This window comes from Xanthomonas sp. 3498 (assembly GCF_014199795.1).
GTDB classification, from domain to species: Bacteria; Pseudomonadota; Gammaproteobacteria; order Xanthomonadales; family Xanthomonadaceae; genus Xanthomonas_A; species Xanthomonas_A rydalmerensis.
Genome location: NZ_JACHOH010000004.1, coordinates 8,295 through 34,650 on the forward strand (window position 1 = coordinate 8,295; position 26,356 = coordinate 34,650).

Consider the following 26,356-nt stretch of genomic DNA (forward strand, 5'->3'; position numbering starts at 1 on the left):
GCGACAACCATGCGACAACTTGCTCCCATTCTTGCCGCGCTCAAGAAACACAAGGCCGGCACCATCCTGATCGCATTGCAGATCGCACTCACGCTGGCAGTCGTCTGCAATGCGCTGTGCATCATCCAGCACCGCATCGAACGTATCTACCGACCCACCGGCCTGGCGGAACACGAGCTGCTGACGATCCAGAGCGACCGTGTTGGCGTTGCGCCCAAGGACATGCCGCCACTGATCGACGCTGATCTGATGGCGTTGCGCCGCTTGCCGGGGGTGGAGGACGCCACCGAAAGCAATTCGTTCCCCCTGGGCGGAGACAGCTGGCCAGAGGGCGTCCGTCTGGATCCGAATGCACGGGAACGAATGGCCCGCACCGAGCTGTACTTCATCGACGACCATGGTCTCTCCACGATGGGCGCCAGGCTGATCGCCGGACGCAACTTCCATCCGAGCGAAATCCAGACCGGCGACGAGCACGACTTCGCCTGGCCGGGCCAGGTGATCATTACCAAGGCGCTCGCGGACAAGGTCTTTCCGGACGGCGGTGCGCTGGGCAAGGCAATTTACCTGGGGAACACTGATCCAACGCCGAGCACCGTGATCGGCATCGTCGATCATCTACAGGCCTCGTGGTCCGGCGCCGACAGCTATGGCTACATGGACAACGTCACGCTGCTACCGATGCGGCTCACGCGCAGCGACAGCACCTACCTGGTGCGTGCCAAGCCGGGGCAGCTGGACGCGGTAATGCGCTCGGCGCCAGCGACCTTGGTCAAGCTCGATCGCATGCGCGTTTTCCCGGCCGAGCGAGGCGTTCGCACCTTCACGACGGTGCGCGAACAGGTCTATAAAAGCGACCGCGGAACGGCCTACTTGATGGGGGCCATCTCCCTGGTGCTGCTCGGCGTCACCGCGGCGGGGATCGTCGGGCTGACCAGCTTCTGGGTCGGCCAGCGACGAAAGCAAATCGGCGTGCGCCGCGCCCTGGGCGCGACCCAGCGCGACATCGTCAACTACTTCCTAACCGAAAACCTGCTGATCGGCATGATCGGCGTGGCGCTTGGCAGCGTACTCGCGATCGGACTGAACGTCTGGCTGATGAGCTCGTTCGAACTGACCAGGCTCTCTCCGCTCTACATCCTCGTGGGCATGGTCGTACTGCTGCTGCTCGGCCAGGGCGCGGTACTGGCGCCGGCATTACGCGCCTCGCGCGTACCGCCGGCGGAAGCAACCCGCTCGGCATGAAAAGCCTGCGTCAGCCATCCGGCGCCACGTCTCGTATCAGCGGCAATGCCACCCCATTGCCGCAACAGCAGGGAGCTTATTACGACATGAGCAACTCACTCCTCCTTTCAAGCGTCGCCGACTGGCGCCAGCGCATCGATGCCGCACGGAATGATCGCTGCGATCTCGACATCCTTCTGAAGGATACATGGCGCCACAAGATCGTCGTCAGGGACGACGGCCGCGACTTCGGTTCGGCGCATACCGTGTCGGCGGTGATAGAGCACGCCGGATATGCCAGCCTGATGGATTTCATCGCTGGCAATCCGGACACCTCGATAGCGGCGATGGCGCTGGTGAGCCTGCATAGGGTGCTGGAGGCCTATGGCAACGGTGCGCAGACGGTGGTTGGTTATATCCGTAGCAGCCGCGACGCAAGCGGCGACGCGCCACGGAGGCTGCAACCATCCATCATCGATCATCGGCTGCAATCGTCCCTGAGCTGTCTGCAGGCGACCCAGGAAATCGAACGCGACCTGCGCCAGGATGACGCGTTTGTCCTCGCGGACGCGCTGCTCGGTCAGGGCTGCTTCGACGCCGTCGTGCTCGACGCTGCCGATCGCCTGCCATCCTCGGCGACGGCCTTGCCGCTGGCGCTGCTCGTGCACGACGACCGTGCCGACCGCCGCCTGCAATTGCGCATGAGCTACGCGCCCGATCTGTTCGAAGACCAGACCATGCGCGGCGTTCTCGACATCGTCGTGGAAGTGCTGCACCAGATCGTGGCACGACCGCACGGCACGATGATCGATCTGGAATTGATCTCCGAAGACCAGAAGCAACAGCTGCAGCAATGGAACGCCACCGACGGCGACTTCCCGGAAGCTTCGCGCCTGGACGAGTTGTTCGAGCAAGCGGCCGGCGCATCGCCCGAGCGCTGCGCCGTTGTCTGCGGCCAGGATCGGCTTTCCTATAGCGAGCTGAACAGGCGATGCAACCGCATGGCGCATTGGCTGCTGCGGGAGGGCGTGAAGCCCGGCGAGATCGTCGGGCTGTATCTCGACAAGAGCTACAGGATCGTCGTCGCGACACTTGCGCTGTGGAAGGCGGGCGCGGCCTATACCCCATTCGATCCGAGTTACCCGCCCGAGCGCATCCAGTTCACCATGCAGGACACCGGTTCGCGGCGCATCCTGACCCATCGCCACTATTTCGATCGGCTTCGGGAGATGCTGTCCGACGCCGGCCTCGACGTCGAACTCGTCGACATCGAGCAGGCATTGCAGGACGACAATGTCACCGCCACGAATCCGAACCTGGGCCTCGGGTCCGATCAGGTCGCCTATGTCACCTATACCTCCGGGACCACCGGCGTTCCCAAAGGGGTGGCCAAGCTCCATCGCAGCGTCGTCAACAGCATCACCGACCTCTCCGAGCGCTACCGGATGCGTCATGCGGGCATCGAGCACGTCGCCCTGTTCGCTGCACTGGTGTTCGAGCCATTCATGCGGCAGACCTTGATCGCCCTGATCAACTCGCACACCCTGGTCGTGGTTCCGGACGACGTGAGGCTGGATCCGCTGCGCTTTCCCCGTTTCGTCGCCGACCACCAGATCAGCTACCTCAACGGGACGCGCTCTGTACTCCAGCATTTCGACCTCAGCCACTGCAGCTCGCTGAAACGTCTGCTGCTGGTGGGAGAGGAACTGACGCCATCGGGTCTGCGGACCCTGCGCGAGAAGTTCCAGGGCAGGATCGTCAACGAATACGCGTTCACCGAAACCGCATTCGTCACCGCCATCAAGGAGTACCCGCCGGGAGACGCCACCCGCAACGACCGCAGCATCGGCCGGCCGCTGCGCAACGTGAAGTGCTACATCCTCAGCCAGAACATGAAACAGGTGCCGATCGGCGCCATCGGCGAGTTGTACATCGGCGGTGCCGGTGTGGCGAGCGGGTATCTGAACCGCCCGGAGCTGACCGCCGAGCGCTTCCTGGCCAATCCTTTCCAGACCGAGCAGGAGCGGCTTGCGGGCCGCAACGCCCGCATCTACAAGACCGGCGATCTGGCGAAGTTCCTGCCCGATGGCCAGATCGAATTCATGGGGCGCAGCGATTTCCAGCTCAAGCTCAATGGCGTTCGCGTCGAACCTGGCGAAATCGAGGCGCGGGCACTGGAATTTCCCGGCGTTCGCCAATGCGTGGTGGTAGCGCGCGGCGACTCGATCGAAACCGGAAACTGGCGCCTGATCGGCTACTACGTCGCCGACACCGATCAGCCGGTCTCCGAAGCCGACCTGCTGGCCTTCCTCGAATCGCGCCTGATCCGCGTGATGGTGCCCGCACGCATGGTGCGCATGGACATCCTGCCGGTGAACGTCAATGGCAAGGTCGACCGTCATGCCCTGCCCGACGTCGGGCTGCATGCCCTGCCCACGTCGCTCCTGGACCAGGACAGCGCCGCGTTGGCGGAGGAAGGCGTCGTTGGCGTGTTGAAGGCTGAGTGGGGCGAAGTGCTCGGCATCCGTGCCGGCGAGATCGGCGAGGACGACGATTTCTTCCGCCAGGGCGGCCAGAGCATCAGTTGCCTGCAGCTGATCATGCGGATATGGCAGCGGATCCGCATCGCAGTCAGCGTCGAGGACGTATATCGGCTGAAGACGTTCGGCCAGTTGTCCCATCACCTGACCCTCAAAGTGGCGCAGGAGGCCGAAGCGCCGGTCGTCCCGCGCAGCGAGGACGGCGGCGACGGCAGCGACGGCGTCACGATGCTGGCCACCGGACTGCAGCAAGGCATGCTCTACCAGTGGATGAAGAGCGCGGCCACCAATGACGCCTACGTCATGCAGTCGCTTCACCACTACCACCGCGCCATCGATGCCGATGCCATGCGCCAGGCATGGAGTCTTGCGCAAGGCAAGTATCCGAGCTTGTCCCTGCGCTTCGAGTGGCGAGAAGAGGCCTTGCAGCGGATCGAACGCAACAATCGCTCACTGGCGTGGCGCTACATCGACCTGAGCCAGATGCACGACCGCGGCGAGCGCCACGCCTACCTGGCGGCGCTGCAGCGACACGACCGGATGGAACCTTACGAACTGGATCAAGGCCAACTGTTCCGGGTCTACCTGATCAAGCAGGAAGAGCAGCTGTACTCGCTTCTGTTCAGTTGCCACCACATCATCCTGGATGGCTGGAGCCTTCCGCTGCTGCACGACACCGTACACCGATTCTACATCCAGCTGCGGCGCGGCGAGTCGATCGAACTGCAGGAGGACACCGCCTACGTCGCCGCACAGCGCTACCTGGAATCGCATCGGCACGAGCACCTGCAGTACTGGCAGGAACAGTTCGAACGCCTGAGCGACAGAGGCGATTTCGCCGGCATCGTCAACGCGCAGCACCGCTACAAGGCCGATTTCGGCGACTACGACAGGATTCTCGAACACCGTACCAGGACCTTGTCCGTGGATGCGCGCTGTGTGGCCGCGATCAAGCGCTGGTGCGCGCAGAACCGGGTGACCATGCATTCGGTGCTGCAGTTCGCGTGGCACAAGGTACTGTTCGCGCTCGGCGGCCACCCCATCACCGCAGTGGGCACGGTCGTCTCCGGTCGCGGCTTGCCGGTCGATGGCATCGAGGATTCGGTTGGCCTCTACATCAATACCCTACCCGCGATCGTCGATCATGCCGAGCAGGCAGGCAAGACGATCGCCGCAGCACTGATCGACATCCAAGAAACCATCAACCGGATGAACAGCCGCAGTGCGGTAGAGCTGTTCATGGTCCAGACCACAGGCAGCAAGCGTCGCCTGTTCGAAACCTTGCTGGTGCTGGAAAACTATCCACGGCTGCTCGGAGAAGACGAAGCCGCGCTGCACCACGAGTACCTGCACTTCGAAAAGTCTTACGACGCAGACAAAGTCGATTATCCGATCGCCGTGGTTGCACGGGAACATGGCGACACGCTCGAAGTCGATCTGTGGTATGCCGGCGAACTGTTCGATGACGACACGATCGACAACTTGCTGGGAACGCTGGACGCCGTGTTCCAGCAGATTCCGCACGACTTCGAACGCCCCGTACAGGCGCTGGAGCTGATCAGCGACGGCGATCGCCGCCGATTCGAGGCCTGGAACCGGACTTGGACCGACTTTCCCGCCGAGCGCACCTTGCACGCGGCATTCGAAATCGCGGCGGAGCGCTGGCCGGACGCGATCGCGGTGGTGGCGGGCGAGCGGCGGCTGAGCTACCGCGAACTGAACCGTCGCGCAAATCAGCTCGCACGCCTGTTGCTCGCACACGTCGCGCTGAGGCCCGACGATCTGGTCGGCTTGGTGGTCGACAAGAGCGAGTGGATGATCGCGGCGATCCTCGCCGTGTGGAAGACCGGCGCGGCATACGTCCCGATCGACCCGTCCTACCCGGACGAGCGGATCCGCTTCGTCCTCGAAGACACCCAGGCGCAACTGGTCCTGGCCGACGTTGCCCACGCAGGGCGTCTGGACCAGCTCGTGGACGACCTTCACTGCCAGGTGCTTGGCCTCCAGGGCCTGCCTCTGGAACGCCATGCGGCGGACAACCTGGAGAGCCCCGCCGCCAGCACCGATCTGGCCTATGCCATCTACACGTCCGGCACCACCGGCCGGCCGAAGGCCGTGCTCATCGAGCACCGGGGCGTAGTAAACCTGCATGCGTCGCTCGAGCAGTTGTTCGGGCTGCGCAAGGACCAAGGCGACGAAGCCATTCTATCCTTCTCCAACTATGTCTTCGACCATTTCGTCGAGCAGATGACCGATGCCCTGCTGTCCGGGCAGACCCTGGTGATGCTCGACGACGCGATGCGCAGCGACACGTCACGGCTGTATGCCTACATGAACCTGCACGGGGTCACCTACCTGTCCGGAACGCCATCGGTGCTGTCCCTGTACGAATACGGCAGCATTCCATCGCTGAAGCGAATCGATGCCATCGGCGAGGACTTCACCACACCAGTCTTCGACAAGATCCGTTCCACCTTCGATGGCCTGATCATCAATGGCTACGGACCGACCGAGATCTCCATCACCAGCCACAAGCGCCTGTACCCCAGGCACGTACCGCGCCTGGACAAGAGTATCGGCCATCCGGTCGCCAATACCGCCTGCTACGTCCTGAACCCGGGCATGCAGCGCGTGCCGGTCGGCGGCGTGGGCGAACTCTACATCGGTGGCATCGGCGTGGCGCGGGGTTACCTGAATCGCCCCGAGTTGACCGCGGAGCGCTTCGTCTCCAATCCGTTCCAGACGGCTGAAGAGATGACGCAGGGAGTCAATGCACGCCTGTACAAGACCGGTGACCTGGTGCGTTGGCTGCCCAACGGCGAACTCGAGTATCTCGGCCGCAACGACATGCAGGTGAAGATCCGCGGCCAGCGCGTGGAGCTGGGCGAGATCGAGGCGACCCTGTCGTCCTATCCGGGCATCGCACGTGCGATCGTGCTGGCTCGCGAGTACGCGGATTCCGCCGCCAGCGACGCTTCGCAGAAGTATCTGGTCGCCTTCTACCTCAGCGCCGGCCAGTTGCAGGAGACCGAACTTCTGCAGTGGATGAGGGCCAGGTTGCCACAGGCCATCGTTCCTGTACGCATCATCCGGATTCCCGAGATTCCGGTGACCGGCAGCGGCAAGCTGGATGTCAAGCGCCTGCCGCCTACGGAGTTCGCGATTGGCACCGACACCGACTACGCCCCTCCCGCAAACGAGGTGGAGCGGGAACTCTGCCGGCTCTGGTCACATGTCATCGGTCTGGCCCCGGACCGGATTGGCAGCCGCGACGATTTCTTCGGCGTCGGCGGCGACAGCCTCCGCGCCATCAAGCTGGCGCAGGCCATTACCCAACATTTCGCGCAGAACTTCAATGTCGCCGCGGTGTTCGCACATCCGAACATCGCCGCGCAGGCCCGCTTCCTCAAAGCCAACGCACATGCCACCGGCACCGATCGTGCCTCGCCCGCCGGCCTGGCCGAGGCGTCCGGCGCGACGACGCCGGCTTCCCTCGCGCAGGAACGCCTGTTGTTCATCGACGACCTGGTCGATGGCACCGCCGCCTACAATATCCCCTTCGCCTTGGCGATCGACCTGGACCGCCCCACCGCACAGGACGACGTCGCAGCAGCGCTTCGCGCCCTGCTGCGACGCCATGCGGCGCTACGCACCCTCCTGCAAGGCACGGATGAGGGCCGCCGCATCCAGCGCATTCTCCCGGCAGAGCAAGCCTTGCTGCGGTTCGAACTGCGATGTTCCGATGTATCCGACCGCAATGCGCTGGATACGCTGCTCGTGGCCGAAGCCGGCCATGTGTTCAGACTGAACGAAGAACTCCCGCTTCGCGCCCACCTTCTTACCGTCGGCGGCATGCCCCATCGCATCGTGGCCAGCCTGGTTTTCCACCACAGTTGCTTCGACGGCTGGTCGTGGCGGATTTTCCGCGAGGAACTGCAGGCACTGCTGCAAGGAACAGCATACGACGCACTGCCACCACTGAAGGCGACCTACGCGGACTTCGCTCTCTGGCAGCAGCAACAGCTCACCGAGCAGCGCATGGACGCGTTGTTCCACTACTGGGAACGTTCGCTCGCCGGCTGGCAGCCGCTCAACCTGCCGATCGACCATCCGCGCCCAGCGCAATTCGACTATCTCGGCCGGGAGATCGTCTTCGACATCGACGTCGGCACCTCCGACCAACTGAAGGTCCTGGCGCAGACCACGCGCACCAGTTTCTTCAGCGTACTGCTCGCCGCCTACTACCTCACGCTCAAGGTCTACAGCGGGCAAGACGATCTGATCGTCGGCACCCCATCGGCCAACCGCAGGCACGCCGATTTCGATGGCGTGGTGGGGTTCTTCGTCAACCTGCTGGTGCTGAGGACCAGCATCGACGGCAGTGGCCGACTGCTGGACTACCTGCGAGACGTCGGCGGCGTCGTGCTGCAGGCGCAACTGCACGAGGACCTACCGTTCGAACAACTGGTCAAGCGCCTGGAAGTCGCCAAGGACACCAGCCGCCATCCTATCGTCCAGGCGGTCTTCAGCCTGCTGAACAGGGAGTCGGTGGAGACTGGTTGGTCGGCGATCCATGTGCACGTGCCAGAGGACGAAGGCAGAACCACGGCCAAGTTCGACCTATCCGTGACCGTTTCCGAAAAGGCCGACGGGCTTGGGGTCAACTTCACTTATGCCGCGTCGCTGTTTGATGCCGCGAGCATCGACGGCATCATCGCCACCTATCGGCATATCCTTCAGGAGTTCTGCCGTCTCGCGCCGATGGCCGAGTCCGCTGCGTTGTCCGACATCCGCTATGTCGGCACGGACCTGCGTGCACTGCCGGCGGCGCCCCTGGCCGTACCGCGACCGGCCGAGACCTTGCACGCCGCCTTCGAGCGGATCGCCGCAGACATGCCGCACGATGTCGCCCTGGTGCATGGCGACACACGCCTGACATATGCCGACCTCAACGCACGCGCCAACCAACTGGCGCATGTCCTGCTGAACCGCATATCGCTCGAACCCGACGATTTCGTCGCGCTGGTGCTGGACAAGACAGAGTGGTCCGTGATCGCCATTCTCGCCGCATGGAAGGCCGGCGCTGCCTATGTGCCCATCGACCCCGGCTACCCGGACGAACGCATCGCGTTCATGCTGGAAGACACGCGCGCACGGATCGTGGTGACGGAAGCCGCCCACGAACAGCGCGTCCAGCAACTGGCACGCCATCACGACATACCAGTCGTGAACGTGCAGACGCTGCCACTGCAGGACGCAACGTTGCCGAACCCGGCGACGACTGCCGACGGCGGCCACCGCGCCTACGCGATCTACACGTCGGGCACCACCGGCAGGCCCAAGGCCGTCCTGGTGAGGCACCGCAATGTGCTGAGCTTCCGCGATGGCCTGGCACGTCGCTACTTCGGCGATGCCGAGGCCGGATCGCCGCGCCAGGGTGTCCTCTTCCTCGCCAACTACGTGTTCGATTTCTCGGTGGAGCAGCTGGTGTTGTCGATCCTGAGCGGCAATACCTTGATCATTCCCGAGTCCACACTGGTGTTCGACGACGCATTCTATCGACGCATGAACCAGGAACGTCTGAGCTACATCAGTGGCACCCCGACCCACCTGCAACTGTTCGACCTGTCCCGATTCGATCACCTATGCGCAGTGCTTGTCGCGGGCGAAACATTTCGACGCCATCACTTCGAGAAGATCCGCCAGGAGTATCGGGGGCCCTTGTACAACGCCTACGGAACCACCGAAACCAGCGTTTACAACACCATCAGGTACTTCGCGCCCGGCGCGCCGTACCGCAACGACATTGGCCAAGCCATTCCGAACAGCGCGCTGCTCATCCTTGACGACACACTGCGCGAACTGCCGACGGGTGGCCTTGGCGAGATTCACTTGGGGGCCGATTGCGTCGGCGCAGGTTATCTCCACCGCGACGAACTGACGCGCGAACGCTTCATCGCCAATCCCTTCCAGAGCGCAGAGGATCGACAACAAGGGCGCAACAGCATCCTGTACAAGACCGGCGATCTGGCCCGGCGACGCCACAGCGGCGAACTAGAGTTCTTCGGCCGCAACGACCGGCAGGTGAAGATCAACGGCATTCGCATCGAAACCGGCGAGGTCGAGGAGGTAGCCGCGTCCTTCCCGGGCATGACGCAATGCGCCGTGATCGCCCGCTGCGACGACGAAGACGGAGGCGACAGGCTTGTCTGCTACTACGTCGCCGAACCAGCGCTCGACGAACATGCCTTGTCCCGCCATCTGCGTTCGAAGCTGCCAGGGGCGATGATGCCCTCGAGCCTGGTCAGGGTGGAGCATGCTCTACCACTGACCGTGAACGGCAAGCTCGACACCGGCGCGTTGGCGCGCCTGTGCCCAGAGGAACCCGGCGCAATCTATGCGGCGCCTTCGCAACGGATCGAATCGCGCCTTTGCCGCATCTGGAGCGACGTTCTGCATGGCCGGGCGGTTGGGATCCACGATAACTTCTTCCAGATCGGCGGCGACAGCATCGCCGCTCTGCACCTGACCAGCCAGATCCGCAGAAAGTTCGCTCATAAGGTCAGCGTGAAGCACATCTTCGACTTTCCCACTGTCTCCGCGTTCGCCGAACATGTCTTGAAGGATCCGTCAGACAGGTTGCCTGCGCAGGCCCATACGGCACCTGCCGGCGAATGTCCGCTGCTGCCCATCCAGGCATGGTTCTTCGCCAAGAACTTGCACGACCGTGGGCACTGGAACCAGTACCTGACCATCCGCACTCCTGCGCTGGACACCGACCGGCTGCGCATCGCGCTCGGCAAGCTGTCGCGACACCACGATGCATTCCGCCTCAGGTATAGAACCGCGACGATCGCCCCCACGGGCATCACCCAGTTCTACGCTCAGGACAGCGACATTCCGCTCCACGCTATCGATCTGCGCGTCTCCGGCGAAGACACACTGGCGTGGCAACTGGCTGCACTACAGGGCGGCTTCGACCTCGAGCGTGGGCCGCTGTGCAGGGCTGCCGTGGTACATGGATTCGCCGACGGTTCGGCGCGCATCTGGATGTCCTTGCATCACCTGATCGTGGATTCGGTGAGCTGGGAAATCCTGTGTCGCGATCTGGAAGCCCTCTACCATGGCGCAGAACTGGATCCGCCGGCGGGCGACATCCTCCGCTGGGCCCAGGCGTTGCAAGCGTATGTCCCGGCAGCCGGAGAAGTCCAGCATTGGCAGCAGATCGCGCAACAGGTCACGGCGGACCAGCCGGTGCTACGCGAGGACCCGTCCACAGCCGCCGGCCATCGCACGCGCTTTGCGCTCAGCGACGAAGACACGGCGGTGTTGATCGGCCGCGGGCGCAGAGTCGGTGAGGCGCACACGCTCGACCTGATGCTTGCCGCGCTGGCTCGAGCGCTTCGCGGCGTTACTGGCCGGACCCGTCATTTCGTTACCATGGAAAGCCATGGCCGGGAAATACTGCACGATGCCCCGGACGTACAGGACGTCTTAGGGTGGTTCACCGCCATGTATCCACTCGCCATCGTCGGCGAGGACGACATGGGGCAAAGCCTGGCGGCGACACGTGCGAACCGCGATTGCGTTCCCTCCAATGGCGTCGGCTACGGCGCGCTCCGCGGTGTCTACGGCAGCGACGCTGCTCCACTTCCCGAGATCAGCTTCAACTACCTGGGTAGCTTCGCCGATCCTGGCACCGCCGACGCAGGCGATGCGCACGATGGCACCGCGCGCTGGCGACTGGACCCGGCGATGTGCGGCATCAGCACGTCCGGCAGCGATCAACACGCGAGCGACTGCGTAATAGATATCACCGCACGCTGCATCGGGACGCGGATGGTAGTGGATGTGGACAGTCGCTTGGCTGACGAACAGGCTAGACAATTTTCCAGGTCGCTGGAAGCGGCGCTGCAAACGTTCTGCGCGTATGTGGGCAAGCACGCGACGCAACGCGCCGAACCCGCAAAGCCCTCCCCCGCGCGTCCCCGCACCGTGGATTTCGAGCCCTACTTCGTCATCAACGAAGCCACGGCCGGCCCCACGCTGTTCGTCCTTCCGCCCGGCGAAGGCGGCGCGGAAAGCTACCTCAACAACCTGGCGAAACAGCTCCCGACCCTGCGCCTGGTGCTGTTCAACAACGTGCACCTGCACAGCCCCATGCAGTCCTTCGAGGAAATCGCCAAGTACTACATGCACCACGTACGCCAGCTGCAACCAAGCGGCGCCTACAACTTCTTCGGATGGAGCTTCGGCGGCGTGGTCTCCCTGGAGATGTCGCTGCAACTGCTGCGCGAGGGTGAAGCGGTTTCGAATCTGCTCATGGTCGATTCGTTCTTCAACGTGGAGAAGGCGGTGGACGATCTATGCCTGCCTAAACATGCAAACTCGCTCGATCCGATCAATCACCGCTACAGACCAAATCAAAAGGCGCTGGCAACGCTAGCGGAAACCGCCGACAACATTGTGCTCTTCAAGGCCGTTGAGCCCATTGCCGACCATCGCAGCGACGAGCAGCGCAAGGTGTTCGAGTACTACGCGAGTTCGCCCTTCAACAATCTCGATACGTTGCTGCCGCCGTCGTCCTTCACACTGCAGACCCTCGGAGACAACAGCCATTTCTCCTGGATCCACGAGAAAGCGACCGTAGGCAAGGTGTGTTCGACGACGGCATCCCTGATCCAGGAAAGGGCGACCATCTAGACCCGAGCGCAACACGACATCCGCCTGACGCATCGACAACTTCCCTTAGCGACAGAGATGACCATGAACAGCCATGCAGACGTACCGGTGATCGACATTTCCAGACTCGCCGGCAGCGACCCGGCCGCCAAGCGCGCTGCCGCCGACGAAATAGACCGCGCTTGCCGCAGTTCCGGATTCTTCTATGCAGCCAATCACGGCGTCGATCTGGCAGCGCTGCAGAAGGTAACCACGGACTGGCACATGGCCATGTCCGAGGCAGAGAAATGGGCCTTGGCGATCAATGCCTACAACCCGACCAATCCGAGGAACCGCAACGGCTACTACATGGCAGTTCAGGGCAGGAAGGCCAACGAGTCGTTCTGCTATCTGAACCCATCATTCAACGCGGAGCACGCATCGATCAGGGAAGGACTGCCTTCCCACGAAGTCAACATCTGGCCCGACGAGGAAAAGCATCCCGGCTTTCGCCCATTCTACGAGCGCTACTACACGGACGTGTTCGACGTCGCATCCTTGGTCCTGCGCGGTTTCGCCATCGCTCTGGGCAAGGATGAAACGTTCTTTGAGCCCCACTTCACCGCGCAAGACACCTTGTCGGCGGTGTCACTGATCCGCTACCCGTACCTTGAAGACTATCCGCCAGTCAAAATCGCAGCCGATGGAACGAAACTCAGCTTCGAGCATCACCAGGACGTCTCGCTGATCACCGTCCTCTATCAGACCGCCGTTCCCAACCTTCAGGTCGAGACCGCAGAAGGCTATTTGGACATCCCGGCATCCGAAGAGCACTTCCTGGTCAATTGCGGGACCTACATGGCGCATATCACGCACGACTACTACCCAGCGCCGGTGCACCGGGTCAAGTTCATCAATGCCGAGCGGCTTTCCATACCCTTCTTTGCCAACCTCTCCTACAGAAGCACCATCACGCCGTTCGCCCCTGCGCAACATCGTCCCGCCTACACCAACAGGGCGCTCTCCTACGGCGACTATCTGCAGCACGGGCTTCTCGACCTGATCAAGGCCAATGGCCAGACCTGACCCACGTGACCCGAGCCGCACACGACATCTGCATATCACCAGCGCCGAGGCGACACACATGACCGACACCGGGATCCATGTCTTTGAACTGGATGAGCTCAAGCAGCGCATTCGCACCGATTCTTTACGCAAGTCTCTGTTCGAGACCGGCGTTTTCTACATCAGGGAGGACGACGACCTGAAACTACAGCATCGGAGGGCGATGGAGGCCGTCATGGACCTGTTCGAGAACGGCAGCGCGGAACAAAAGAACGCGCTGCGCAATCTCACCCCCAACATCCGACGGGGACTCTCCGACCTCGAGGCGGAAAGTACCGCAAAAATCACCAAAGGCGGCCAATACACGGACTATTCGATGGTCTACTCGATCGGCCTTTCGCAAAACCTGTTCCCCTCCAAGCCCTTCGAGGACGTCTGGACCGCTTACTTCGATCGTTTTTACGGCGTTACCAAGGACATCGCACGGTGCGCCCTGCAGGCCGCCGACGTGGATCCCGACGAGGGGCTGGATGCGTTCCTGGAATGCGATCCATTGCTGCGTTTCCGCTACTTCCCCGAAGTGCCTGAAGACCGATGCGCGGAACAGGAGCCACGCCGCATGGCGCCGCACTACGATCTCTCCATCATTACCACCATCCAGCAGACGCCCTGCGCCAACGGCTTCGTCAGCCTGCAGTGCGCCGTGGACGGCCGCTACGTCGATCTTCCACCGCTGCCTGGTTGCATGGTGGTGTTCTGCGGCGCAGTCGCTCCGCTCGTATCGAATGGAAGGATCAAGGCACCGCGGCATCAGGTCGCTTCGCCGTCGATCAGCCAGCGCAGCGGCAGCGCGCGAACTTCCAGCGTGTTTTTCCTGCGTCCGAAGCCAGATTTTCGATTCTCGGTCGCGCTTGCCAAGGCCGCCGGCCTGGACGTCGATTTCACCGGCGACACCGCCACGTTCGGCGAATGGATCGGCGGCAACTACGTCAATCTCCGCTCCGCGGCCAGCGGTTCGCTTGCCCCAGCCCTCGCTTGACCGTTGAAGCGACCCATCACAGAAGGAGTGCAAACGCATGAACGAACGGACCGTTCCGACTTTCGCGCTGGAAAACATCATGCGTGGCGAGCAGATGGAAGAACTGCGACGCTGCGCGAGCGAGCAAGGCGTCTTCTATCTCGAGGTGAACGGCCCACTGAACGATGCGCACGTCCAGGCCGGAAACGCCGCGATGACGTTCTTCGCCAATGCCGACGACGCTGCAAAGCAGGCTGTCACCAACAGTAGACCGAACATGCGCCGTGGCTTTTCTCCGCTAGGCTCCGAAAGCACCGCGCGCTGCACCAATACCGGCGAGTACTCCGATTACGCGATGGTCTACTCGATGGGAATCTCCGGCAACCTGTTTCCCACGCAGGACTTCCAACGGCTGTGGAGCAATTACTTCGACATCTACTACGCGATTTCGCAGCAGACGGCGAAAGCCGTGCTGCGGAGCATGGATGTCCATCTCCACACCGATATCGACACCCTGCTCGATTGCGATCCGGTACTGCGATTCCGCTACTTCCCCGATGTCCCCGAAGACCGTTGCGCCGAACAGCAGCCCAACCGCATGGCGCCTCACTACGATCTGTCAATCGTCTCACTGATCCTGCAGACCCCATGCCCAAACGGATTCGTCAGCCTGCAGGTGGAACTCGACGGGCACTTCGTCGAATTGGCGCCACGTCCAGGGTGCGTAGTGGTTTTCTGCGGGTCCATCGCGCCCCTGGTTTCCGATGGGAAGATCAAGGCACCGCAGCACCGGGTGGTATCACCGAGCAGGACGCAACGGATCGGCAGTAATCGCACATCGAGCGTGCTCTTTCTGCGGCCGCGTTCGGAATTCACCTTCTCGGTGCCGCTAGCCAAGGCGCTCGGCATGGGCGACGACCTGAGCGGCGAGCGTGCCACGTTCGGAGAGTGGTGCGGCGCCAATTACATGGAGATGCACGTCATGTCGCCTCAACCCTAGTACATTCGGCATGGCCACGCTATCAGTGCCCGCCAGCGCGCCGTCATCCCACCGGGAGTGCCCGTTCATGATTTCGCACATCGACGCGACGCACGTGCGTGAGCGCATGCTGTTACCGCCCTCCGTCGTCTATCTGAACGCTGGCTCATTCGGCCCACTTCCGCGCGCCGTATTCGACACAACCGCGGCGCTTCGGCACCGGCTTGCACAGGAACCAACTGACTTCCTGTTGCGCCAGGTGCCCGACCTGCTCTGGCGCGCACGCGAGCAGTTGGCCGAATTCCTGGATTGCGCGCCTAACCGCCTTGTTTTCACCGCAAGCGTCAGTGCCGCGACAAGCCTGGTGGCATCCTCGCTGGCGCTTGCCACTCCCGGCGAAATCCTGCTCAGCGACCAGGAATACCTGACCATGCGATGGTGCTGGGAACGCATTGCGGACCGGCACGGCCTGGCGCTTCGCACTTTCCAGGCTCCGCCCATGCCGTCGGACCCCGAGGAGATCGTGCAAGCGGCCGTTCACGCCATGGGACCGCGTACTCGCCTGCTCTTCTTCAGTCATATCGCTTCGGCAACCGGGCTGGTACTGCCCGCCCGGCGGATCTGCGAAGAAGCGCAAAAGCGCGGCATCATCAGCGTGGTCGACGGCGCGCATGCTGTGGCGGCCAGCGCACTGCGACTGCAACAGATCCCCTGCGATTTCTACGTCGGCAGTTGCCACAAGTGGCTGCTTGGGCCGAGCGGTGCCAGTTTTCTCTATCTGGGACGCGAGCGGGAAGAGCGACTGCAACCACTGACGATCAGTTGGGGGCACCACAGCGCACAGGCCGCATCGGCGCCAGACGAACGCGATCGATTCGGGAGCACACCTCGGCTGCGTCGGCTTGAATGCGAGGGAACACGCGACATCTGCCCATGGCTCGCCCTGCCGGAGGCCATCGCCTTCCACCGCTCTTTCAAGCCAGACCACGCCATCGCCCATATGCGCATGCTGGCCGAGTATGCGCGGGAACGCCTCGCAACGCTGGGCCTGATCGCTGCGACGCCCACCGACCCTTCGTTTAGTGGGCCAATGATCGCCTTCGAGCTACCTTCGGCGGCAACGCCGGCACAATTGCAAGGCGTGCTTTGGGACCGGTTCCATCTCGAGGTTTCCGTCATCGAGCGCCAGGACGTGGCACTGCTTCGGCTATCTCCTCACGTCTACAACACCTGTTCGGACATCGACTATCTGGTCGAATGCTTGGCTGCGCTCATGCGCAAACCGTCATCGAGGCGCCGATCGGCGGTCGTTTAGCCGGCACCGGGCCGCTAGCGCAAATGAGCCGCTTCCCTCCCGCTGCTTTTTTGTCCATCCTGTAGAACGCGAAAGCGGCACGATCCACGCAGTGGACGTGATCGCCACAATCTCAAGCAGGTAGGAAAAGGCAGGGTACAGACGATGAAGAGGCTTTTGGCCTTCTGTTTGCTTTTCGTTGCCGCCATCGGCAGCGCGAAGGACGTGCCCACTTCGCGGGCAGATGCGCAGAAGCAGCTACAGCACACCGTTCAGGCCTTCATGCAGCAGTACGACGTGCCCGGTGTGGCCGTTGCCATAACGGTCGATGGAACGGACTACTACGCCACCTATGGCGTGTCCTCGCGAACGACGCAGGCGAAGATCAGCAAGGACACCTTGTTCGAAATCGGCTCGATCAGCAAGACTTTCACCGCCACCTTAGCCGCCTATGCGCAGGTCAACCACAAGCTGTCCCTAATGGATCACCCCAGCAAATATCTGCCGGAGATGAAGGGTCACGACTTCGACAAGGTCACGCTGCTCAATCTCGCGACGCATACAGCAGGCGGCTTCCCGATGCAGATGCCGGAGGATGTCAAAAGCGACGCTCAGGTAACTGCCTATTTTCAGGCATGGAAGCCTCAGTACCCTGCAGGCACGAAGCGCACTTACGCAAACCCGAGCATTGGCATGTTGGGGGTGATCACGGCAAAAAGCATGCATGTCCCGTTTCGCAAGGCGATGGAAGGCATCCTGCTTCCCAGGCTTGCGTTGCCCAACACCTACCTCTACGTTCCGCCCGGAAAACAGGCGCTGTACGCGCAGGGCTACGACGAGAACAATGCCCCGGTACGCATGAAGCCAGGCGCTCTATGGGAACCGACCTACGGCATAAAAACCACAGCCAAGGATCTGCTGCGCTTTGTCGAAATCAATCTCGACCTGATCGAAGTGCAGCCTGCGCTGAGGCAAGCCATCAAAGACACTCACACCGGCTACTTCAAGCTCGGTGACATGACCCAGGACCTGGTCTGGGAACAGATTCCCTACCCCACCGACCAGAACGGGCTGTTGACGAACAGTTCCCAGAAGGTCATCTACGAGAGCAATGCTGTGGACACGCTAACGCCACCATTGCAGCCACAGCAGAATGTGCTGATCAACAAAACCGGCTCGACCAGGGGCTTTGGCGCATACATTGCCTTCAATCCGTCGGACAGGATCGGCATCGTCCTGCTGATCAATCGAAACATCTCCATGGAAGCGCGACTGCGCCTGGCCAATGCCGTGCTGGATGTCGCACGCGGCTTGCCAAACGGGCATTCACACTAAGCGCCTTTTCCGCTTCGCCGGGTGCACACGACATAAAAGCACATGCGAGCTTCGCTGATCGGCTCGATGGCCCTGAGCTCCAACATGCGCACGACGCACCGAGTGCCGTCCGGCCAATTGCTGAAGGAGCGACAGGTGCTTGTCGTGCTCTGTGGCCACCCGGACGAAGCACCGTCCAGCAGCGTCAAAGCAGCAACGCATCGCCAAGGAAGGCGTGATCGCAGATCGTGCTGATCTTCTCGCTGGGTGCGCTTGCGCCCGAGGCGTGCCTGCAGGTCCGCGGGAACGCGCAAACGAACGTAGTAGCGGCCAGTCTCGCCGCGCGTGAGGGAGTGCGCTACTCGCATGGAAGTGTCCAAGCGAGCGTCCAAGGTGGCCGAAAAGAAAAACGCCCACAAATCGTTGATTTGCGGGCGTTTCCTTGACACTGGCGGAGTGAGAGGGATTCGAACCCTCGATAGAGCTTTTGACCCTATACTCCCTTAGCAGGGGAGCCCCTTCAGCCACTCGGGCATCACTCCGGATTTCTGCGCTGCGGATATTTCCGCGACCGGGCGCGAAGAATACCGGGTTGTGGGGTCTCAGGTAAACCCTTTCGACGCATCAATCGGCAGATTGATCGCCGCCGTGACCGCCACCGTGCGAGTTCGGCTCGTCGCCGCGCTGGATGCGCTGGTAGATCTCTTCGCGATGCACCGCCACGTCCTTCGGCGCGGTGATGCCGATACGCACTTGATTGCCCTTGACCCCAAGCACCGTCACGGTGACCGAATCGCCGATCATCAAGGTTTCGCCTACCCGGCGAGTCAGGATCAACATTTTTAGAATTCTCCAGGGAACCGGTGGGCTTCACCGGCACGGCGCCCGCGCTGCGGCACGCCCCATAATGAAAGTGAAAAGAGGGGTGATGTTACGGGAAGCCGCGCCCTGCCAGCAAGGCGCGCCGCGCGTATGTTCAGGGGAGATGTTGCTTGACCCAGGCGGGGACGCCGGCGAGTGCAGGGGCAAGGGCGGGCCCGTCCTCGCCACCACCCTGGGCGAGGTCCGGGCGGCCGCCGCCCTTGCCCGAGATCTGACCGGCGATGTGGCTCAACAGTTCCCCCGCCTTGACCCGCCCCATTGGGCTGCCGTTCACGCCGGCAACCAGGGCGACCTTGCCCTCGCTGGCGCCGGCCAACACGATCACGCTGTTGCCCAACTGCTGCTTAAGGCGGTCCATTGCCTCGCGCAGGGCCTTGGCATCGAAGCCTTCCAGCCGCACCGCCAGGACCTTCACACCGGCGACGTCGACCGCCGATCCGGCCAGGTCGGCGGTGGCACCGGACGCCAGCTTGGACTTCAGCGCCTCCAGCTCGCGCTCCATGCGCTTGTACCGATCGCCGAGCTGACGGATCTTGTCGACCACGTCGTGGCTGTTGCCTCCGACCAGGTCGGCCGCCTCGCGCAGCCGGGCCTCCTCGGCCGCCACGTAGTCCAGTGCGCCCTGCCCGGTCACCGCCTCGATGCGGCGCACGCCGGCGGAGACGCCGCCTTCGCTGGTGATCTTGAACAGGCCGATGTCGCCAGTCCGCCCGACATGCGTGCCGCCGCACAGTTCGGTGGAGTAGTCGCCCATCTTGAGCACGCGCACGCGCTCGCCGTACTTTTCGCCGAACAGCGCCATCGCACCGAAATCCAGCGCTTCCTGCATGCCCATCTGATGGACTTCGACAGCGTTGTTGGCGCGGACCTGCTGATTGACCTTGCGCTCGATCAGCGCCAGTTCCTCGGCTCCGATCGGCTGGAAGTGCGAGAAGTCGAAGCGCAGGCGATCCGGTGCCACCAGCGAGCCCTTCTGCTGGACATGAGTGCCCAGCACTTCGCGCAGGGCGGCATGCAGCAGGTGCGTCGCCGAGTGATTGAGGATGGTGGCGCCGCGGCGCTCGGCATCGACCTGGCCGGCGAGCACATCGCCGAGCTTCAGGCTGCCTTCTTCCAGCGTGCCGACGTGGCCATGGAACTGGCCGGCGAATTTTTGTGTGTCGGTGACCGTCAGGCGGGTACCGGCGGCGGCCAATGTGCCGAGATCGCCGACCTGGCCGCCGGATTCGGCATAGAACGGGGTCTTGTCGGTCAGCACGATCACCGCGTCGCCGGCCTGGGCCGACTGCACGGGGCGGCCGTCCTTGAGCAGGGCGACCACGCGCAGGCCATCGGCCTGCAGGCTGTCGTAACCCAGGAACACGGTCGGGGCCAGGGTCGCCACCAGATCCGCCGGCAGTTGCACGCCGCCACCGAACTTGCCGGCCTCGCGCGCGCGCCGGCGCTGCTCGTCCATCGCGGTCTCGAAACCCCGCTCGTCCACACGCAGGTCGCGCTCGCGGGCGATGTCCTGGGTCAGATCCAGCGGGAAGCCATAGGTGTCGTACAGGCGGAAGGCATCCTCGCCGGCGATCACCCCATCCTGCGCCTTGGCGGCGACGTCCTCGAAGATCTTCATACCGGCGTCGAGGGTTTCGGCGAAGCGCTCCTCCTCGGCCTGCAGCGCGCGCAGCACGGTGTCCTGCGCCGCGGACAGTTCCGGATAGGCCTCGCCCATCAGGTCCACCAGGGTCGGCACCAGCTTGCTGAAGAACGGCTGGCGCACGCCGAGCATCCAGCCATGGCGCAGGGCGCGGCGGATGATCCGGCGCAGCACGTAGCCGCGGCCTTCGTTGGACGGCAGCACGCCGTCGACGATCAGGAACGCGCAGGCGCGGATGTGATCGGCGATCACGCGCAGCGACTTGTTCTCGAGGTCGGCGGTGCCGGTCAGCTCGGACGCCTTGCGGATCAGCGTCTGGAACAGGTCGATCTCGTAGTTGGTGTGCACGTGCTGCAGGATCGCCGCCAGGCGCTCCAGACCCATGCCGGTGTCCACGCAGGGTGCCGGCAGCGGCACCAACGTGCCGTCGGGCTGGCGATCGAACTGCATGAACACCAGATTCCAGATCTCGATGAAGCGGTCGCCATCCTCGTCGGGCGATCCCGGCGGACCGCCGGCGATGTGCGCGCCGTGGTCGTAGAAGATCTCGGTGCACGGGCCGCAGGGGCCGGTGTCGGCCATCTGCCAGAAGTTGTCGGACGCATACGGCGCGCCCTTGTTGTCGCCGATGCGCACGATGCGCTCGGCAGGCACGCCGATCATGTCGCGCCACAAGCCGTAGGCCTCGTCGTCGGTGTGATAGACGGTGACCAGCAGGCGCTCGGCCGGCAGCTTCCAGACCTGGGTCAGCAGCTCCCAGGCCCAGGCGATGGCGTCCTTCTTGAAGTAGTCGCCGAACGACCAGTTGCCGAGCATTTCGAAGAAGGTGTGATGGCGTGCGGTGTAGCCGACCGAATCGAGGTCGTTGTGCTTGCCGCCGGCGCGCAGGCAGCGCTGCACGTCCGCCGCGCGCACGTAGCTGCGCTTCTCGGCGCCCAGGAACACGTCCTTGAACTGCACCATGCCGGAATTGGTGAACAGCAGCGTCGGATCGTTGCCGGGCACCAGCGGTGCGGACGGCACGATGGTATGGCCCTTGCCCCTGAAGAAGTCGAGGAAGTCGCTGCGGATCTGGGAGGTGGAGAATTTGGCGGGTGCGTTCATGGGCTGGCTATAGACGAGCGGACGGGCTTCCTGGCATCCCTCGTAGATGAGGGCGCCCCGGAAACCGGACAAGACAACTCGCCAAGGGTAGCAGGCCCAGCCCGCTCAGTCCTCCGCAGCGTCGCGCACGGCGGCGCGGATGCTATCCCCATCGAAACCGCGCCGCGCCAGCAGATCGGCGGCCTTACGCTGCTGCGGCAGATCCATCGCCCCTGCAGCACCGAAACGGCGCCGGACCAGATCGCGGGCGTTTTCGGTCCAGTCGCCCTCGAAGGCGACCATCGCGGTGGCGATGGCCTCGCTGTCCAGGCCGTGGGTGCCAAGCTCGGCACGGATATGCAGCGGACCGTAACCTGCCCCGGCGCGGCTGCGCACCAGCAGTTCGGCGAAACGGCCGTCGTCCTGCCAGCCCTCGCCGGTCAAGCGCTCCACCGCTTCGGCGGCGGCGTCGGCTTCCACCCCACGCGCACGCAGTTTACGGGTCAGTTCCTTGCGCGAATGCTCGCGCCGCACCAGCAGGCCCAGCGCCTTCTGCAACGGAGTCTGCTCCGGTTGCCGGCGACGCCGGCGTGGTGCTTCTTGTCCCTGTTCGTCGCTCATGGGCCATGCCACCCCATTCAAATGCGCCGTCCCTGGCGCGCGCCCTCCTGGTTTGCTCAAGACTGCCGAGGGAGACAAGCGGCACTGACTCCACCGCTCCCCCGGCAGAAAACCATTACGCGTCGGCGTCTTCCGCCTCGGCCTCGCTCGGCGCGATTTCCGCGGGCTGGAACTTCTCGCGCAGCTCGCTTTCCAGCTTCGCTGCCACCTGCGGGTTGTCGCGCAGGTACTGGCGCGAATTGTCCTTGCCCTGGCCGATACGCTCGCTGCCGTAGCTGTACCAAGCACCGGCCTTCTCGACCAGCTTGGCTTCCACGCCCATGTCGATCAGTTCGCCTTCGCGGCTGATGCCCTCGCCGTACAGGATCTCGGTGATGACCTGCTTGAACGGCGGCGCCAGCTTGTTTTTGACCACCTTGATCTTGGTCTGGTTGCCGATGATCTCGTCGCCCTTCTTGATCGCGCCGATGCGGCGGATATCCAGGCGCACCGAGGCGTAGAACTTGAGCGCGTTGCCGCCGGTGGTCACTTCCGGGCTCTGGCCCGGCATCATCACGCCGATCTTCATGCGCAACTGGTTGATGAACACCACCAGAGTGTTGGAGCGCTTGATGTTGCCGGTGAGCTTGCGCAGCGCCTGGCTCATCAGGCGTGCCTGCAGGCCCGGCAACTGATCGCCCATCTCGCCTTCGATTTCGGCCTTGGGGGTCAGCGCGGCGACCGAGTCGACCACCACGATGTCCACCGACCCCGAGCGCACCAGCATGTCGGCGATTTCCAGCGCCTGCTCGCCGGTGTCCGGCTGCGACAGCAGCAGCTCGTCGACGTTGACGCCCAGCTTGGCGGCGTAGATCGGATCCAGCGCGTGCTCGGCGTCGATGAACGCGGCGGTGCCGCCGTTCTTCTGACACTGGGCGATGGCCTGCAGGGTCAGGGTGGTCTTGCCCGAGGATTCAGGACCGTAGATCTCGACCACGCGGCCCTTCGGCAGGCCGCCGATGCCCAGCGCGATGTCCAGCATCAGCGAGCCGGTCGGAATCACTTCCACCGCTTCGATGACGCGATCGCCCATCCGCATCACCGAGCCCTTGCCGAACTGCTTCTCGATCTGGCTCAGGGCGGCAGCGAGCGCGCGCTTCTTGTTCTCGTCCATTGTGGTGTCCTTGGAAGGTGAGGAGGATTTGCGGAGTGAGGTCAATGTAAAGGCCTGGTATCGCACGGACTGAGACAGTGCGTGGCGAGATGAAAATAATTCGTCCGGACCGGGCTGCGGCAGCGGCGAATGGCGATGTCTGGGGTCGGAAAAGTCCGGCCGGCACTGTAGTGCACGCCCTGCTCCCGGTACGGCATCAGCGGTTGGGACGCAGCAGGCCGCAGTACAGGCCTTCGATGGCGAACTCCTGGTCCGGCAACACCTCGATCGGCGCGTAGTCCGGATTGCGCGGCAGCAGGCGGATGCGGTCCTTGCCGATCTTCAGCAGCTTGACCGTGATCTCCTCGTCGATGCGCGCCACCACGATCTGCCCGGAACGGGCATCGCGGGTGCGATGCACGCCGATCAGGTCGCCGTCGAAGATGCCTTCGTCGCGCATGGAGTCGCCCTGCACCTTCAGCAGGTAGTCCGGCGCCGGCGAGAAGAACACCCGGTCCAGCACCACGAAGTCGTCCGAACCGATGTCCGCGCCGATCGGCAGGCCGGCCGCGACGCGCCCGAGCACCGGCAGGCGCAGCACGTCGGCGCTGTCCACCTGCGGCGCGGGCGCCGGCGCGGCGGCCCCACCGATCAGGCGAATACCGCGCGCCTGCCCGGGCACGCGGCGGATCGCCCCGGCCTGTTCCAGCGCTTCCAGGTGGTATTGGGCCGCGCGTACACCTTTGAAGCCGAAGGCACGGGCGATCTCGGTCTGCGATGGCGGCACGCCATCGTGTTCGATGCGCTCGGCGATCAGGTCGAGGATCGCCTGCTGGGTTTCGGTGATGTCCATGGTTAGTAGTAATACTACTAAATCGACTGGCGAGCAACTGGCGTGTGGATCCGGGGTGCCGGCGGGCGGCGTCGCCGGCCGCTGCGGCTGGGCCGCGCGGCAGTCTGCGATGGCAGCCCATCCTTGGCAGATGCGTCGCGGCCTCTCGCGTTCTTCCAGGTCGTTACAGAGTGTCGGAGCGATGTGTGCCGAGCGACTTGGTTACATCGCGTCGGGGCTGAAGCCCCTCCCACAGGGGAGGACGCGCGCGCCGGCACTCCTGTGGAAGCGGTTCGATTGGAAGCGGCGCGATGCTTGGCCAGCAGCCTCGACGCCTGCGGCGGACCGCGCTCGAAGGCTCGCGGCGCTCAGCGCCCGCTGCGCCAGATCGAAAACAGGATCCACACCCCCGACAGCGCCGCGCCGACGAAGCCGCAGACGCCGATGGCCAGCAGCCAGCGGCTGGAAATGCCGCCGACGCTGTTCATCACGATCGACGAACCGATGATCAGCGCGGCGGTGACGATACCCATGGTCAGGCGGTTGGCGGCGCGGTTGACCTGGTCGCCGAAGCCCTTCAGCGAGCCGGTCTCCACGTTCAACTGCAGGCGCCCGCGCCGCGCCGCCTGCAGCAGCCGGCGCGTATCGCGCGGCAGGTCGCCGAGCAATTCCAGCGCGCCCAGCACGGTGCGGCGGCCGCGCCGGGCCATCGCCCGCGGCGCGAACCGCTGCAGCATCACCCGCTCCAGGTACGGGGCGGCGGCGCCGGCCATGTCGAAGTCCGGATCGAGCTGGCGCCCTACCCCTTCCAGGGTCAGGAAGGTCTTGATCATCAGCGCCAGGTCGGCCGGCAGCGCCAGCGCGTGCTGGCGCAGCAGCGCGGTGACGTCGCCGAGCATGGCGCCGACCCGCAGATCCTTCAGCGGCACGCCGCGGTACTGGTCGACGAAGGCGGCGATCTCCAGTTGCAGGCGCGCCTCGTCGACCTCTACCTCGCCGTCGGTCCACTCCAGCAGGATGTCGGCGACCGCCTCGGCGTCCTGCGTGACCAGGCCGTGCAGCAGTTGCACCACCTGGTAGCGGCGCTGCTCGGAAATGCGCCCAACCATGCCGAAGTCGATCACCGCGATGCGCTCGCCCGGCAGATAGAAGATGTTGCCCGGATGCGGATCGGCGTGGAAACAGCCGTCCTCCAGCACCATCTTCAGCACGATCTCGGCGCCGGTGCGCGCCAGTTGCCGCCGGTCCAGGCCAGCGGCTTCGACTCCGGCCAGGTCACGGCCGCCGATGCCGGCAACGAAGTCCTGCACGTTCAACGTCTCGCAGGTCCACTGCCAGTGCACCCGCGGGATCACGATCTCGTCGTGTCCCTGGAAGTTGGCGGCGATGCGCTCGGCATTGCGGCATTCGCCGGCGAAATCCAGCTCGCGGCGCAGCGACAGGGTGAACTGGTGCACCACCGCGGCCGGGTGGTAGCGCTTCAGGTCCGGCGCGCGCGCTTCGACGATCTCGGCCAGCCGCGCCAGCAGCCGCAGGTCGGCCTCGATCACCTCGCGGATACCGGGGCGGCGCACCTTGATCACCACCGCGGTGCCGTCGTGCAGCCACGCCCGGTGGGTCTGCGCCAGCGAGGCAGCGGCCAGCGGAGTTTCCTCGAGCCTGGCGAAGATCGCCGTCGGCTCCTCGCCGAGCGCCTCGATCAACTGCGGCAGGATCTGCGGATAGTCCAGCGCCGGCGCGGCGTTCTGCAGTTCGCCCAGTTCGTCGATCCACTCCGGCGGCAGCAGGTCCACGCGCGTGGCCAGCACCTGGCCGAGCTTGACGAAGGTCGGGCCGAGGTCCTGCAGCGCGCGCCGCACCCGCTGCGGCGCCGACATGCGCAACATCTCCTCGGCGTTGTGCCAGTGCAGCAGGCGGCCGGCGCGTTCCAGCACGTCGGCCATGCCGATGCGCCGGACCACGTCGCCGAACCCGTAGCGGATCAGCACCGAGGCGATTTCCTGCAGGCGTCCCAGGTCGCGGACGGTGCTCAATGCCTCCCACATCGCGCTCATCCTCGGGGAAGGCGC

General features: G+C 63.9%; 13 protein-coding genes and 1 tRNA gene. 7 read left to right on the forward strand and 7 right to left on the reverse strand.

All coding sequences use genetic code 11. The annotated features are described in order from the left end of the window. Window positions 1-9: 9 nt before the first annotated feature. From GGR66_RS12760 to ampC, 7 genes are all read left to right on the forward strand, one after another. Window positions 10-1,245, forward strand: a complete 1,236-nt coding sequence (locus tag GGR66_RS12760; protein WP_184448504.1) for an FtsX-like permease family protein — start codon at window positions 10-12, stop codon at window positions 1,243-1,245. Then, a complete protein-coding gene (locus tag GGR66_RS12765) occupies window positions 1,242-12,467 on the forward strand; it encodes a non-ribosomal peptide synthetase (RefSeq protein ID WP_255421685.1) in 11,226 nt (3,741 codons plus the stop codon). Before GGR66_RS12760 ends, GGR66_RS12765 begins: the two co-directional genes overlap by 4 nt. 63 nt (window positions 12,468-12,530) lie before the next feature. Next, window positions 12,531-13,511 carry a 2OG-Fe(II) oxygenase family protein gene (locus GGR66_RS12770; protein ID WP_255421686.1) on the forward strand — a complete coding sequence of 327 codons (981 nt, stop codon included), beginning with the start codon at window positions 12,531-12,533 and terminating at the stop codon, window positions 13,509-13,511. 58 nt (window positions 13,512-13,569) lie between these two features. Beyond that, the gene (locus GGR66_RS12775) at window positions 13,570-14,529 is read left to right on the forward strand and encodes a 2OG-Fe(II) oxygenase family protein (RefSeq protein WP_160964845.1); all 960 of its coding nucleotides are present in this window, start codon (window positions 13,570-13,572) and stop codon (window positions 14,527-14,529) included. Window positions 14,530-14,566: 37 nt separating this feature from the next. Beyond that, window positions 14,567-15,508, forward strand: coding sequence for a 2OG-Fe(II) oxygenase family protein (locus GGR66_RS12780; RefSeq protein WP_255421687.1), 942 nt, complete (start codon window positions 14,567-14,569; stop codon window positions 15,506-15,508). 67 nt (window positions 15,509-15,575) lie between these two features. Further along, a complete protein-coding gene (locus GGR66_RS12785) occupies window positions 15,576-16,802 on the forward strand; it encodes an aminotransferase class V-fold PLP-dependent enzyme (protein ID WP_184448506.1) in 1,227 nt (408 codons plus the stop codon). A 144-nt stretch (window positions 16,803-16,946) separates the two neighbouring features. Continuing rightward, window positions 16,947-18,116, forward strand: coding sequence for a class C beta-lactamase (gene ampC / locus GGR66_RS12790; protein ID WP_184448507.1), 1,170 nt, complete (start codon window positions 16,947-16,949; stop codon window positions 18,114-18,116). A gap of 428 nt (window positions 18,117-18,544) precedes the next feature. Here ampC and GGR66_RS12795 read toward each other — a convergent pair. The 7 genes from GGR66_RS12795 to ubiB form a co-directional block, all read right to left on the reverse strand. Beyond that, window positions 18,545-18,637, reverse strand: a tRNA-Ser gene (locus GGR66_RS12795). Between the two features lie 82 nt (window positions 18,638-18,719). Next, complete coding sequence (gene csrA / locus GGR66_RS12800) at window positions 18,720-18,935, reverse strand: carbon storage regulator CsrA (protein ID WP_160964895.1); 216 nt, start codon at window positions 18,933-18,935, stop codon at window positions 18,720-18,722. A 136-nt stretch (window positions 18,936-19,071) separates the two neighbouring features. After that, complete coding sequence (gene alaS, locus GGR66_RS12805; RefSeq protein ID WP_184448508.1) at window positions 19,072-21,723, reverse strand: alanine--tRNA ligase; 2,652 nt, start codon at window positions 21,721-21,723, stop codon at window positions 19,072-19,074. A 105-nt stretch (window positions 21,724-21,828) separates the two neighbouring features. Next, a complete protein-coding gene (recX, locus tag GGR66_RS12810; RefSeq protein ID WP_184448509.1) occupies window positions 21,829-22,323 on the reverse strand; it encodes a recombination regulator RecX in 495 nt (164 codons plus the stop codon). 115 nt (window positions 22,324-22,438) lie between these two features. Then, window positions 22,439-23,476 (reverse strand): recombinase RecA, encoded by a 1,038-nt coding sequence (gene recA, locus GGR66_RS12815; protein ID WP_160964901.1) that lies wholly within the window; start codon window positions 23,474-23,476, stop codon window positions 22,439-22,441. Window positions 23,477-23,672: 196 nt separating this feature from the next. Continuing rightward, on the reverse strand, window positions 23,673-24,308 hold the full coding sequence (gene lexA, locus GGR66_RS12820) for a transcriptional repressor LexA (protein ID WP_184448510.1): 636 nt from the start codon (window positions 24,306-24,308) through the stop codon (window positions 23,673-23,675). Window positions 24,309-24,655: 347 nt separating this feature from the next. Next, entirely contained in the window at window positions 24,656-26,332 is a 1,677-nt protein-coding gene (ubiB, locus tag GGR66_RS12825) for a 2-polyprenylphenol 6-hydroxylase (protein WP_160965205.1), read from the reverse strand. Between the last annotated feature and the right edge of the window lie 24 nt (window positions 26,333-26,356).